We start from the raw sequence: 13,154 nt of genomic DNA, 5'->3' as shown, positions 1-13,154 counted from the left end.
GTCAGTCTCCGTGCCGCCCGGCCCGATGATGGCGGACCCTCCGGAACGCGCAAGGGCCGCCGGGGATGCTCCCCCGACGGCCCTCGTTTCGCCCGCCCGTTGCGGTCAGTGCGAGGCCGGCGCCGCCACCACGTCGCTGCCCCGGGCTCGGGTGCGCGCGGCCGCCACCGCGAACACCGTCAGCAGCACATAGCCGATCATCGGCACCAGGAAGGCCATGTTCAGATTGCTCAGGTCCGCCACCCGGCCGCCGATCAGCGGCAGGATCGCCCCGCCGATGATGGCCATGCACAGGAGGCCGGAGGTCGCCGACGCCCCGGCCGTGGACCGCTCCAGCGTCAGGGTGAAGATGGCGGGGAACATGATCGAGTTGAACAGGCCCACGGCGAGGGCCGCGAACGCCGCGTTGACGCCGCCGGTCTGGGTGACGATCAGGCACAGGACGGCGGCGCAGGCGGTGCAGACCGACAGCAGGACGCCCGCCGGCACCCGCGTCAGGAAGGCGCTGCCGGCGAAGCGGCCCATCAGGGCGCCGGCCCAGTACAGCGCCACCAGCCTGCCCGCATCGTGGATCGGCAAGCCGAGGGTGCGGTCCGAATGCAGCAGATTGGTCATCAGGCTGCCGATGGTCACTTCCGAGCCCACGTAGATGAAGATGGCGATCGCGCCGAACACGGCCCAGCGCGAGTTCAGCGCCTTGAGCGGGGAACCCGGCGTTTCCGCCGCCGCGCTGGCCGCGCTCGCCGAGGTCAGCTTGCCGCGCACGGTCCAGATGAAGCCACCCAGCAGGGCGAAGAACACCGCCAGGCCGATGAAGATGGTGTCGATGTTGCGCAGGGTCGCGGCCCGCGCCGTCTCGTCCATCACCACCGGAGCCGCCTCCGCCGCCACGCTCGCCGCCGAGGCGGCGGCCGAGGCCGCATAGCCGCCCATGCCGCCGACGTAGTTGTGCAGGAAGATCACCCAGCCGACGACCAGACCCGCCGCCGCGCCGACGACCAGCCAGCCCTTGACGTCCTTGCGCAGGGCGCCGACCAGCAGGCCGGCGACGAGGCCGAAGCCGACGCCGAGCAGGATCAGCAGCAGGGCGGTGGGCGATGCCAGGGCGCTGACGCCGCCGACGGCGAAGATGCCGCCCGACAGCATGACGGTCGCGCCCAGCAGCGGCCCGACCACCGTGCCCAGCGAGTTGAAGGCCTGCGAGAACACCAGCCGGAAATGCGACCCCTTGGGCGAGCCCAGCGACGCCGCCAGCGGATTGGCCGCAACCTGCAACAGGGTCACGCCGGCGGCGATGACGAACAGGGCGACCAGCACCCCGGGGTAGAAGTCCGCGAGGGTCGACAGCGGCACGATCAACGCCCCGAGCACCATCACCGCCAGGGCCCCGACGATCGACCGGGCGTAACCCAGCCGCGCCAGCACCGCCGCCGCCGGCAGGGAGACCACGCCATAGGCCGTGAACCAGGCGAACTGGGTCAGCAGAGCCTCGGTGAAGTTCAGGTCGAAGACGCCCTTCACCGCCGCGATCAACGGATCGATTAGCGCCGTGGCGAAGCCCCAGGCGAAGAACAGGGTGGTCACATAGGCGAAGGCGAGGGTGGTCCCTCCGCGCGCCGGCGTCTGTTGGTCGGTCATCTCACTCCCCGGGTGGTCGCGCATCCGATGCGCACGACGCTTGCGTAAACGGTTTCACCGTCATTGGGCTGCGTCCAGACGTTTTACCCGATCCGTAACCAAAAGTGGCCGCTATCCACAGCCGGCCCCGCCCGCGCTAGTCTGGCCCGAATCCGGGGATTGAGCTTGACCGAACAGCATTCCGACGCTCCGCCGACCGGGCCCGACGCCGCCGAATGGTGGCGCGGCGCGGTCATCTATCAGGTCTATCCGCGCAGCTTCGCCGACAGCAACGGCGACGGCGTCGGCGACCTGCAGGGCGTCACCGACCGCCTCGACCACATCGCCTCGCTCGGCGTCGACGCCGTCTGGCTGTCGCCCTTCTTCACCTCGCCGATGAAGGATTTCGGCTACGACGTCTCCGACTACCGCGCCGTCGATCCGGTCTTCGGCGCCCTGAACGACTTCGACGCCCTGATCGCCCGGGCCCACGCACTCGGCCTGAAGATCATCATCGATCTGGTCTTCGCCCACACCTCGGACCGGCACGCCTGGTTCCACGAAAGCCGCCAGTCGCGCGCCAATGCCAAGGCCGACTGGTACGTCTGGGCCGATGCGAAGGACGACGGCACGCCGCCCTCGAACTGGCAGTCGGTGTTCGGCGGCCCGGCCTGGACGTGGGACGCCCGGCGCGGCCAGTACTATATGCACAATTTCCTCCTCGAGCAGCCGCAACTGAACCTGCATCTGCCCGACGTGCAGGACGCCCTGCTGGACGTCGCCCGCTTCTGGCTGGACCGCGGCGTCGACGGCTTCCGCTTCGACGCGATCAATTTCGCCATGCACGACCCGCGGCTGCGGGACAATCCGCCCCTGCCGCCCGGCGGCAAGCGCACCCGGCCGTTCGACTTCCAGGACAAGATCCACAACCAGTCGCAGCCGCAGATCGTCGACTTCCTCAAACGCGTCCGCGCCCTGACCGACAGTTACGGCGGCCGCTTCAGCGTGGCCGAGGTGGCCGGCGACCACCCCGAGGCCGAGATGCAGGCCTTCACCGCCGGCGAAGAGCATCTGAACAGCGCCTACGGCTTCCTCTACCTCTACGCCCCGACCTTCAGCGACCAGCTGGCGCGGCAGGGGGCCGAGACCTGGCACGGCCGCGACGGTCAGGGCTGGCCGTCATGGGCCTTCTCCAACCACGACGCGCCGCGCGCGGTCTCGCGCTGGGCCGGCGGGCGCGACCCGCGCGCCTTCGCCGGCATGGCCATGCTGTTGCTGATGTGCCTGCGCGGCAATGTCTTCATCTACCAGGGCGAGGAACTGGCCCTGCCCCAGGCCGAGGTGCCGTTCGACCGGCTGGTCGACCCCGAGGCCATCGCCAACTGGCCCCAGACCCTCGGCCGCGACGGAGCCCGCACCCCGATGCCGTGGTCGGCCGACCAGCCCCATGGCGGCTTTTCGACCGCCGAGCCGTGGCTGCCGGTCGATCCGCGCCACCTCGCCCTCGCCGTCGACCGGCAGGAGCCCGATCCGGACTCGATGCTGCACCTCACCCGGCGTCTGGTCGCCCTGCGCAAGGCCCATCCGGCCCTGACTCGCGGCGAGATGCGGCTGCTGGACGCGCCCCCGGGCCTGTTGTGCTTCGAGCGCGAGCTGGCGGGCGAGCGGCTGCTGTGCGTCTTCAACACCGTCGAACAGGCCCTCGACTGGACCGCCCCGGACGGCTGGCGGATCCTCGAGGCGGTCAATCTCCGCGAGAGACCCGGCAGCCGCCTGCCGCCCACGGCCGGACTGATCCTCGCTCTCGGCTGAGCCGCCGCCGCTCACGTTTGGTTTCCCGCCATGGCCCGGCCGCCGGATTTGCGGCACACCTCTCGCCGTCGCGTGGCGCCGCGCGGCCCTGTTTGCGTGGAGTGGCCCGATGCTGAACCGCCGATCGTTGATCTCGGCAACCGCCGCCCTCTCGGCCCTGCCCGCCGCCGCCGCCGCCCAGGACGCCGCCCCGACCGGACCCCAGCCCGGCGCCGCGACCGCCGCCTCGCCCGACGGCGTCATCTCCGTCGAGCTGACCGCCGACAAGGACGGCTTCGTCGCTTATGCGGTCAGCCGCCTCGGCCGCCCGGTCATCGCCCCCTCCCGCCTCGGCTTCCTGCTCACCAACGCCCGCAAGCTGGAGCGCGCCTTCGGCATCCTGACCCAGACCGTCACCCGCCACGACGACACATGGGAGCAGCCGTGGGGCGAGCGCCGCTTCGTCCGCAATCGCTACACCCAGCTGCGCGTCGAGCTGCAGGAGCGCTGGGGCCTGATGCGGCGCATGGACGTGGTCTTCCGCCTCTATGACGACGGCCTCGGCTTCCGCTGCGAGTTCCCGGAACAGCCCAATCTGACCACTGTCAGCATCGGCGCCGAGCTGACCGAGTTCCGCGTCGCCGATCCCGGCACGGCCTGGTGGATCCCGGCCTTCGAGTGGAACCGCGAGGAATATCTCTACAACCGCACGCCGATCTCGGCCGTCGGGGTGTGCCAGACGCCGCTGACCATGCGGCTGGACGATGGCCTGCACCTGTCAATCCACGAGGCGGCCCTGGTCGACTATTCCGGCATGAACCTGCGCCGGGTCGAGGGCGGCAAATTCCGCGCCATGCTGACGCCGGGCCTGACCAGCGCCGCCGTCGTCCGCCAAACCCCCTTCCACACCCCGTGGCGCACGCTGCAGATCGCCGACCAGGCCGGCGGCCTCGTCGAATCCAGCCTGATCCTGAACCTCAACGAGCCCAACAAACTGGGCGACGTCAGCTGGTTCAAGCCGATGAAATACATCGGCATCTGGTGGGACATGCACCTCGACACCCGCAGCTGGAACTCCGGGCCGAAGCACGGCGCCACCACCGACTACGCCCTGCGCCAGATCGACTTCGCCGCCGAGCACGGCTTCGGCGGCGTGCTGGTAGAGGGCTGGAATGTCGGCTGGGACGGCGAATGGTTCGGCGCCGGCTGGGACTACAGCTTCACCGAGGCCTATCCCGATTTCGACATCGAACGCGTCGCCGCCCACGCCCGGGCGAAGGGCGTCGAGATCGTCGGCCACCACGAGACCGGCGGCAACGCCTTCCACTACGAACAGCAGCTCGACGCCGCCTTCGGCCTGATGCAGCGGCACGGCTGGCATACGGTCAAGACCGGCTATGTCGCCGACGCCGGCGGGGCCCATGTCACCGGCCCGGACGGCAAGGCGCATCTGGCCTGGCACGAGAGCCAGTCGATGGTCCGCCACCACCAGACCGTGGTCGAGACCGCCGCCCGCTACCAGGTCGCCGTCAACGCCCACGAACCGGTCAAGGACACCGGCCTGCGCCGGACATATCCCAACACCATCACCCGCGAGGGCGCGCGCGGCATGGAATACGCCGCCTGGGGCCAGCCGGGAAATCCGCCCGAGCATGAGGTCAATCTGGTCTTCACCCGCCTGCTGGCCGGGCCGATGGACTTCACCCCCGGCATTTTTGGCATGGAGACCCGCGTCCCCGGCGGGGTGCAGACGACCTGGGCCAAGCAGCTGGCCCTGTATGTGACGATCTACAGCCCGATCCAGATGGCCGCCGACCTGCTCGAGAACTACGAGAAGAACCCCGGCCCCTTCCAGTTCATCAAGGACGTCGCCGTCGACTGGGCCGACACCCGGGTGCTCAACGGCGAAGTCGGGGATTACGTCACCATCGCCCGCAAGGACCGTAACTCGGACGAATGGTTCCTCGGCGCCATCACCGACGAGCAGCCGCGCGTCCTGACCGCCCCCCTCGCCTTCCTCGATCCCGGCCGCCGCTACCGCGCCGAGATCTACGCCGACGCCGCCGGCGCCGACTACCGGAGCCACCGCGAGGCGATCGACATCACCAGCCGCGAGGTCACCTCGGCCGACGTCCTGACCCTGCGCCTCGCCCCCGGCGGCGGCCAGGCCATCCGCTTCGTCCCGCTGGGACCGGCGCGCCGCTGGCCCGTCGCCGGAGAAGGCGGATGACGGACGCGCCGCCGGGCGCTAACCAGAGCGCATGAGCAACGGCCCCGTCCTCGTCACCGGCTCGGCCGGCTTCATCGGCTTCCACACGGCGCAGCGGCTGCTCGCCCGCGGCGAGACGGTGATCGGCGTCGACAATCTGAACAGCTATTATGACCCGGCGCTGAAACACGCCCGGCTGGCGCGGCTGCAGGCCGATCCCAACTACGTCCACCACACCCTCGACCTCGCCGACCGACCCGGCATGACGGCCCTGTTCGCCGACCATGCGCCGCGCCGCATCGTCCATCTCGGGGCCCAGGCCGGGGTCCGCTACAGCCTCGAACACCCCGAGAGCTACGTCGATTCCAACGTCGTCGGCTTCCTGACGGTGCTGGAGGGCGCCCGCGCGGTGCGGGCCGAACATCTGGTCTTCGCATCGACCAGCTCGGCCTTCGGGGCCAACGGCGCCCTGCCCTTCTCGGTGCGTCAGGGCGTGGCCCACCCGCTGACCGTCTACGCCGCCACCAAGATCGCCAACGAGGCGATGGCGCACTCCTATTCCCACCTGTTCAGCTTCCCCTCGACCGGCCTGCGCTTCTTCACCGTCTACGGACCGTGGGGCCGCCCCGACATGGCGCTGTTCAAATTCACCAAGGCCATCCTCGAGGGCCGTCCGATCGACGTCTATGGCCACGGCGAGATGGAGCGCGACTTCACCTATGTCGACGACATCGTCGATGGCGTGGTCGGGGCGCTGGACCGCCCCGCCGCCGTCGATCCCGACTGGGACGCGACGCAACCCAACCCCTCGACCAGCGGCGTCGCCCCGTGGCGCATCCTCAACCTCGGCGCCGGCCGCCGCGAACAGCTGATGCGCTATATCGCCGTGCTGGAAGAGGCGCTGGGCCGCAAGGCCGAGCTGAACCTGATGCCGGTGCAGGACGGCGACGTCGTCCGCACCGAAGCCGACGTGACCGAGACCCGCGCTGCCCTCGGCTACGCCCCCTCGACGCCGATCGAGGTCGGGGTCAAACGCTTCGTCGACTGGTACCGCGACTTCTACGGCGTCTGACGCAGGCGCGAAGACCAGAGGCAAGGCCGTGCCGTGAGCAGCTCCCGCACCCGGAATGGCGCAGCGTCACCGCATCGTATTGCACCGCACACGAAATGAATTGCCTGCCGCACCGCAATAGTCTCCTATCCCAATCCGCGGCGCCGAACGCGGGTTCGGGCCGGGACCTTCTGATTTCCAGAGCTTGGGCGCGCGCATGACTCGACCTTTCTCCCTGCTTCTCACCCTCGCCGCCTGTCTCGCCGCGACGCCGGTTCTGGCCGCCGCGCCGGAGGCCGCGACCCTGCTGGCCCACCAGGCCCCGCTGGAGCTGAACGAGGCCTCCTCGGCCTGGATCCTGACCTCGACGGCGCTGGTCCTGCTGATGACCCTGCCGGGTCTGGCCCTGTTCTACGGCGGCATGGTCCGGCGCAAGAACGTCATCGCCACCATCGCCCATTCGACCGCCGCCTTCGCCATCGTCACCGTGCTCTGGTTCGCCGTCGGTTACAGCCTGTCGTTCGGCTCCAGCGGCCCGGCCACCAACGACTTCATCGGCGGGCTGCAGGCGGCCTTCCTCAATGGCGTGACCCCGTCCACGGCGCACAGCCTCGCCCCCGGCCTGCCCGAGTTCCTGTGGGTCGCCTATCAGCTGACCTTCGCCATCATCACCCCGGCCCTGATCGCCGGCGCCTTCGCCGAACGGATCAAATTCTCCGCCTCCGTCCTGTTCTTCTTCCTCTGGCACCTGCTGGTCTATGTGCCGATCTGCCATCAGGTCTGGGGCGGCGGCTGGATGGGCTCGCTGGGCGTGCTCGACTTCGCCGGCGGCGCCGTGGTCCACGTCAACGCCGGGGTCGCCGGCCTGGTCGCCGCCCTCGTGCTCGGCCCGCGCCACGGCTTCGGTCGCGACAACATGGCCCCGCACAACCTGACCCTCACGGCCATCGGCGCCGGCCTGCTGCTGGTCGGCTGGCTGGGCTTCAACGCCGGCTCGGCCTGGGCCGCCGACGGCATCGCCGCCGTGGCCGCCTTCAACACCATCCTCGCCGCCGCCGCCGCCGCCATCGGCTGGACCGCCGTCGAATGGATCGACCACAAGCGTCCGACCCTGCTGGGCCTGCTGTCGGGCATTGTCGCCGGCCTCGTCGGCATTACGCCCGCCGCCGGCCTCGTCGATCCCAAGGGCGCCTTCCTGATCGGGATCATCGCCGGCCCCGCCTGCTATGCGGGCGCGGTGTGGCTGAAGCGGGCGCTCAAATACGACGACAGCCTCGACGCCTTCGGCGTGCACGGCGTCGGCGGCATCGTCGGGGCCCTCCTGACCGGGGTGTTCGCCACCGCCGCGATCAATCCGGCCGGCGAGAACGCCAATCTGTTCAACCAGGCCATCGGCCTGCTCGCCGTCATCGCCTGGAGCGGCGTCGGCACCTGGCTGATCCTGATGGTGTGCAAATTCACCACGGGCCTGCGGGTCGAGAAGGAGGCCGAGATCGAGGGCCTCGACTACACCCAGCACGGCGAGACCATCCACCCATAGAAAACGGGGGCCCGTTCCCGGGCCCCCGTCACTGTCGTCTCAACGATCGATTGGCTCAGCGCGGGCTGTTCTGCGTGCTGGTCGCGGCCGAGGGGGCCGCCGGGCTCGTCTGGGTCGTGGCCTGGGCGGCGGCTCCGGTGTCCGGAGCCGAGCCGGCGGCGCCGCCGGCGTCGGCCGCCGCTTCCTCGGCGCCGGGAGCCGGCGTTTCCGCGCCTTCACCCGCGGGAGCGGCCGCCGCGCCCGGCTGACGGGTCGGGTCCGGGGCCGGAATGGCGTAGCCAGTCGAACCCTGCGCCCGCAGCCAGGCGATCAGATTGACGCGCGTCTGGGTGTCGCGGATGCCGGCGAACGACATCTTGGTGCCCGGGATGTGGCGACCCGGCGCGGTCAGGAACTGGTCCAGCTCGTCATAGGTCCAGGTCGGGGCCTCGGCCTTGTGCGCGGTGAAGGCGTCGGAATAGGCGAAGCCCGCCGCATGCATGACCGGCCCGCCGACCACGGCGTAAAGGTTGGGTCCGGTGCCGTTGGCGCCGCCGGCCGTGACCGTGTGGCAGGCCTGGCAGCGGGCGAAGGCGGCCTCGCCCGCGCCCAGATCGGCGGTCGGCAGGACGGTGCCCCAGTCGGGGGCCAGCTCGGCTTCGGCGGCGCCGCCGGCGGCCTCTTCCGGCGCGTCGACGAAATAGCCCATCTTTTCAGGGGCTTCAGTGTGATAAATGGCCGCCGTGACCTGCTGCACCCCGACTATGACGAAGCCGGTCGCCAGCACGGCGCCCATGATCTTGTTCCACTTCAGGTCGCCGCTCATGCGCGTGGTCGCATCCCGTTCTTGAGGCCCGGCCGCGAGGGCGGTGGGCGGATTCTTGCGTGGGCGTCTCTTACACGCTAGCGCGACCTTCGCAACTGGCGCGCGGCGTCCGCAAGGATGTCGGGGCGTCGCAGGCAGGAAGGCCCCGATGAACCCGCTCGTCCTGATCCCGGCGCGGATGGCCGCCACCCGCCTGCCCGGCAAGCCCCTCGCCGACATCGGCGGCCAGCCGATGATCGTCCGCGCCTGGCGTCAGGCGACCGAATCCGGCCTGCCCGTCGCCGTCGCCGCCGGCGATCTGGAGATCGTCGCCGCCATCGAGGCCGCCGGCGGCGCAGCCGTCCTGACCGATCCAGACCTGCCGTCGGGCTCCGACCGCATCCGCGCCGCCCTCGACGCCCTCGACCCCGACGGCCGCTACGACGCCGTCATCAACCTGCAGGGCGACATGCCGTTCGCCGACCCCGGCCTCGCCGTCGCCTGCGCCGCCCTGCTGCATGGCGAGCCGGCCTGCGACATCGCCACCCTCGTCGCGCCCGAGGCCGACCCCGCCGACCGGACCAATCCCGACGTGGTCAAGGCCGTCCTCGCCCTGACCGAGGGCGAGCGCCACGGCCGCGCCCTCTATTTCACCCGCTCGACCCTGTACGGCGACGGCCCCGTCTGGCGGCATATCGGCCTGTACGGCTACCGCCGCGCCGCCCTCGAACGCTTCTGCGCCGCCCCCCCGTCGCCGCTCGAGCGCCGCGAGAAGTTGGAACAGCTCCGCGCCCTCGAAATGGGCCTGCAGATCTGGGCCGCCGTCATCGACGCGGCGCCGCTGTCAGTGGACAGCCCGGCGGATCTGGAGGCGGCGAGGGCCTTGGCAGGAGCTGGGGATTAGGGATCAGGGATTAGGGATTAGGCGCCAGCCTGGTTCGGAGTGCGGTCAGCATTCTTCCGACCTCTTCGGCCCGCGCCAACAGATCATCAACGTCATCATCGGGGGCAAGGCGGAGGTGTCTGATGATCAGCAGAAATGTCTCCAGTTCGGCGGCTGATCCCCGAGCTATGCTGACAAAATGCGCGTAATCGCGTCGCGTGCCTCGAGCATTGCCCTCGGCGAGGTTGGCCGGAATGGACGCCGAGCAGCGGATGATCTGCCCGGACAGCCGATACATCTCTTCCTTTGGCATCTTTCGGGTGAGTACGTAGACCCGACAGGCAAGATCGAGCCCTTTGCGCCAGACGTCCAACTCTTGATGTGACCGCGGCATCGCCTCCCCTTTCGAGACGATCAACCATAACTCGAATCAGTTCCGCACGGTAGGCGGGTAAGCCCAATCCCCACTCCCTAATCCCTCATCCCTAATCCCTAATCCCTCATCAGACCTCGAACCCCTCCACCCACGCCTGCAGCAGCGTCCGCGCGATGGCCACCGGCGGCGGCGCCTTGATCGTTGCATGGGTCCCCGCCAGCACCTCGGCCGCCTCCGCCCGCGTCAGCCACGCCACCGCCTCCAGCTCGGTCTGGTCCGGCCGGGCGTCGCCGGAATCGACCTCGCAGACCAGGCCGATCATCAGCTGGGACGGGAACGGCCACGGCTGGCTCGAGTGATAGCGCACCGCCGTCACCGTCAGCCCGGCCTCCTCCTCGACCTCGCGCGCGCAGCCCTCCTCGATGGTCTCGCCCGGCTCGAGGAACCCGGCCAGCGCCGACATCCGCCCCTCGGGCCAGCTCGCCTGCCGCCCCAGCAGGCAGCGCGGCTCGTCCCCGCCGCGATACACCGCCAGCATGATGGTCACCGGGTCGACGCGCGGGAAGTGCTCGGTCGAACAGGCCGGGCAGACCCGCTTCCACCCGCCGCAGGCGTCCTCGCTCATCGTCCCGCAGGCGGCGCAGAACCCATGCCGCCGGCGCCAGTCGAACAGCGACTTCGCCGCCCCCGCCATGGCCGCGTCCGCCCCCGACAGCAGCGCCGCCGCCGCCCGCATCTCATGGAACTCACCCACGCCCCGCAGCGGCCCGGCCGTCGGATCGATCGACCCCTCGACCTCGACCGCGAACACCGGCGCCCCCTTCCACAGGCCGAGGAACAGCTCGCGGTCCGGAACCACCGCCCGCGCATGCGCCATCGGCAGCCAGACCAGCCGCGGCTCGCCGGCCGCCTCCAGCAACGGCCGCCCCTCCCACAGCACCAGCGCCAGCGCCTGCGGATCGGCCGCCTGCCCGGCCAGCCAGTCCGGATCGTTGCGCCGGTCCCCCGCCCGATCGAGCGGATTGCCGGCGAAGGTGTTCAGGGCGGGAAGGGGCATGGCCTCCCTCTACCCCCAAGGCTTGATTCACGCGACCCGACCCGTCATATCTCCGCGTGGAGATCGCGGGCGAAGGCTTCGCCAACCTGGTCAGGGCCGGAAGGCAGCAGCCACAACGAATTCCCCTTCGGGTCGCGGTCTCCACTTTCCCCTTTAGTGCGCTATCGCTCGCCGCGCGGCGGCTCGCTGCTTGAGCGCGTTTCGTCACCCTCCGGCTTGACCGGAGGGTCGGCTCGCGGAGCCTCGCTGCTTGAGCGCATTCCTCCCCCATTGGGGGAGGGGGACCATCCGAAGGATGGTGGAGGGGGCCGACGACCGCCCACAACTCCCTTCCCGCAACCCCTTCGCCCGCGCGCCCCCCCGCGCTAAGACGATCCCATGAGCGACGTCGATCCGAGTCTCGAAGGCCCTCCATGGGAGGAGGACGCGCCCGCCGTCGAGGAGCGCGACCCCAATACCGAGGACATGTTCGGCGCGCCCGAACCCTCCGGCATGCGCGAGGCCGAGGCCGCCTCGACGCCGGAAGCCGCACCCCCCGAGCCGAAGGCTGTCCCCAAACCCGCCGCCAAACCCGCCCCGCCCGCCGACGACGGCCCGGCCGCCCACGCCGCCGACGGCGCCGCCTACACCGTGCTGGCCCGCAAATACCGCCCACGCACCTTCGAGGACCTGATCGGCCAAGAGGCCATGGTCCGCACCCTGACCAACGCCTTCTCGACCGGCCGCATCGCCCACGCCTTCATGCTCACCGGCGTCCGCGGCGTCGGCAAGACCACCACCGCCCGCCTGCTGGCCCGCGCCCTCAACAACGAAACCGACGTCATCGACCGCCCGTCGCTGGAGCTGACCGCCCACGGCCGGCACGACGCCGCCATCATGGCCGGCCAGCATATGGACGTGGTCGAGATGGACGCCGCCTCCCACACCGGCATCGACGGCATCCGCGACATCATCGAGAGCGTCCGCTACGCCCCCGTCGAGGCGCGCTACAAGGTCTATGTCCTCGACGAAGTCCACATGCTGTCGAACCAGGCCTTCAACGCCCTGCTGAAGACGCTGGAAGAGCCGCCGCCGCACGCCAAATTCATCTTCGCCACCACCGAGATCCGCAAGGTGCCGGTGACCATCCTGTCGCGCTGCCAGCGTTTCGACCTGCGCCGCGTCGAGCCCGACATCCTCGTCGGCCACCTCGCCCGCATCGCCGACCGCGAGGGGATGAAGATCGAACAGGACGCCCTCGCCCTGATCGCCCGCGCCGCCGAGGGCTCGGTCCGCGACGGCCTGTCCCTGCTGGATCAGGCCCTCGTCCAGGGCGACAAGAGCGAGACGGTCAAGACCGAGGTCGTGCGCGACATGCTCGGCCTCGCCGACCGCAGCCAGACCATCGCCCTGTTCGAATCGGTCATGGCCGGCCGCACCCCCGAGGCGCTGGAGCTGTTCCGCACCCTCTACGGCTACGGCGCCGATCCGGTGCAGATCACCAACGACCTGCTTGAGCATTGCCACGCCGCCTCGGTGGCCAAGATGCTGGGCCCCCAGGCGACCCGCCTGCCCAACGACCAGGCCCAGAAGCTCGCCGCCCTCGGCGCCGTCATCTCGGCCGGCACCCTCGCCCGCGTCTGGCAGATGCTGCTCAAGGCGCTCGACGAGGTCCGCCGCGCCCCCAATCCGGCCGACGCGGTCGAGATGGCCATCGTCCGCCTCGCCTACGCCGCCGACCTGCCCGGCCCGGAAGAGGCGCTCAAGGCCCTGCGCGACGGCGAGCCCATGCCCGGCGGCTCCGCCCCGCGCGGCCCGTCCGGCGGCGGCGGGGGCGGCGGCGGCGCGTCCGCCCAGCTGGCCGCCC

10 protein-coding genes and 1 other RNA gene are annotated in these 13,154 nt (G+C 70.5%); 7 read left to right on the top strand and 4 right to left on the bottom strand.

The features are described 5' to 3' along the window. Positions 1–105: 105 nt before the first annotated feature. Entirely contained in the window at positions 106–1,638 is a 1,533-nt protein-coding gene (locus ACK4JY_RS00055; RefSeq protein WP_409601945.1) for a glucose/galactose MFS transporter, read from the bottom strand. 165 nt (positions 1,639–1,803) lie between these two features. Between ACK4JY_RS00055 and ACK4JY_RS00050 the strand changes: the two genes are divergently transcribed. From ACK4JY_RS00050 to ACK4JY_RS00035, 4 genes are all read left to right on the top strand, one after another. Then, positions 1,804–3,429: an alpha-glucosidase gene (locus ACK4JY_RS00050; RefSeq protein WP_409601943.1), complete on the top strand. Its 1,626-nt coding sequence runs from the start codon at positions 1,804–1,806 to the stop codon at positions 3,427–3,429. A 109-nt stretch (positions 3,430–3,538) separates the two neighbouring features. After that, on the top strand, positions 3,539–5,638 hold the full coding sequence (locus tag ACK4JY_RS00045) for a glycoside hydrolase family 97 protein (protein ID WP_409601941.1): 2,100 nt from the start codon (positions 3,539–3,541) through the stop codon (positions 5,636–5,638). A gap of 31 nt (positions 5,639–5,669) precedes the next feature. After that, on the top strand, positions 5,670–6,689 hold the full coding sequence (locus tag ACK4JY_RS00040; protein WP_409601939.1) for an NAD-dependent epimerase/dehydratase family protein: 1,020 nt from the start codon (positions 5,670–5,672) through the stop codon (positions 6,687–6,689). 196 nt (positions 6,690–6,885) lie between these two features. Further along, the gene (locus ACK4JY_RS00035; protein ID WP_409601937.1) at positions 6,886–8,208 is read left to right on the top strand and encodes an ammonium transporter; all 1,323 of its coding nucleotides are present in this window, start codon (positions 6,886–6,888) and stop codon (positions 8,206–8,208) included. A 55-nt stretch (positions 8,209–8,263) separates the two neighbouring features. Here ACK4JY_RS00035 and ACK4JY_RS00030 read toward each other — a convergent pair whose 3' ends face one another. Further along, on the bottom strand, positions 8,264–9,013 hold the full coding sequence (locus ACK4JY_RS00030) for a c-type cytochrome (protein WP_409601935.1): 750 nt from the start codon (positions 9,011–9,013) through the stop codon (positions 8,264–8,266). Positions 9,014–9,161: 148 nt separating this feature from the next. Here ACK4JY_RS00030 and ACK4JY_RS00025 point away from each other — a divergent pair, with 148 nt between their 5' ends. Next, positions 9,162–9,896 (top strand): 3-deoxy-manno-octulosonate cytidylyltransferase, encoded by a 735-nt coding sequence (locus tag ACK4JY_RS00025; protein WP_409601933.1) that lies wholly within the window; start codon positions 9,162–9,164, stop codon positions 9,894–9,896. Positions 9,897–9,906: 10 nt separating this feature from the next. Here the strand turns inward: ACK4JY_RS00025 and ACK4JY_RS00020 are convergent, their stop codons facing one another. Both ACK4JY_RS00020 and nudC read right to left on the bottom strand, forming a co-directional pair. After that, positions 9,907–10,293 carry a four helix bundle protein gene (locus ACK4JY_RS00020; RefSeq protein ID WP_409601931.1) on the bottom strand — a complete coding sequence of 129 codons (387 nt, stop codon included), beginning with the start codon at positions 10,291–10,293 and terminating at the stop codon, positions 9,907–9,909. An 85-nt stretch (positions 10,294–10,378) separates the two neighbouring features. Beyond that, positions 10,379–11,308 carry an NAD(+) diphosphatase gene (gene nudC, locus ACK4JY_RS00015; protein WP_409601929.1) on the bottom strand — a complete coding sequence of 310 codons (930 nt, stop codon included), beginning with the start codon at positions 11,306–11,308 and terminating at the stop codon, positions 10,379–10,381. A 54-nt stretch (positions 11,309–11,362) separates the two neighbouring features. Between nudC and ffs the strand changes: the two genes are divergently transcribed. After that, an RNA gene (gene ffs, locus ACK4JY_RS00010) (signal recognition particle sRNA small type) lies at positions 11,363–11,458 on the top strand. A 228-nt stretch (positions 11,459–11,686) separates the two neighbouring features. After that, a partial coding sequence (locus ACK4JY_RS00005) for a DNA polymerase III subunit gamma/tau (RefSeq protein ID WP_409601927.1) occupies positions 11,687–13,154 on the top strand: 1,468 nt, incomplete at its 3' end.

It is taken from the genome of Brevundimonas sp. (assembly GCF_046295595.1).
Lineage (GTDB): Bacteria > Pseudomonadota > Alphaproteobacteria > Caulobacterales > Caulobacteraceae > Brevundimonas.
This window is presented reverse-complemented; position numbering and strand designations above follow the sequence as displayed.

Excerpts from the sequence above, each read along its gene's own strand:
- ACK4JY_RS00055 (WP_409601945.1), bottom strand. The coding sequence starts at position 1,638 with ATGACCGACCAACAGACGCCGGCGCGCGGAGGGACCACCCTCGCCTTC.
- ACK4JY_RS00045 (WP_409601941.1), top strand. The coding sequence starts at position 3,539 with ATGCTGAACCGCCGATCGTTGATCTCGGCAACCGCCGCCCTCTCGGCC.
- ACK4JY_RS00040 (WP_409601939.1), top strand. The coding sequence starts at position 5,670 with ATGAGCAACGGCCCCGTCCTCGTCACCGGCTCGGCCGGCTTCATCGGC.
- ACK4JY_RS00035 (WP_409601937.1), top strand. The coding sequence starts at position 6,886 with ATGACTCGACCTTTCTCCCTGCTTCTCACCCTCGCCGCCTGTCTCGCC.
- ACK4JY_RS00030 (WP_409601935.1), bottom strand. The coding sequence starts at position 9,013 with ATGAGCGGCGACCTGAAGTGGAACAAGATCATGGGCGCCGTGCTGGCG.
- ACK4JY_RS00025 (WP_409601933.1), top strand. The coding sequence starts at position 9,162 with ATGAACCCGCTCGTCCTGATCCCGGCGCGGATGGCCGCCACCCGCCTG.
- nudC (WP_409601929.1), bottom strand. The coding sequence starts at position 11,308 with ATGCCCCTTCCCGCCCTGAACACCTTCGCCGGCAATCCGCTCGATCGG.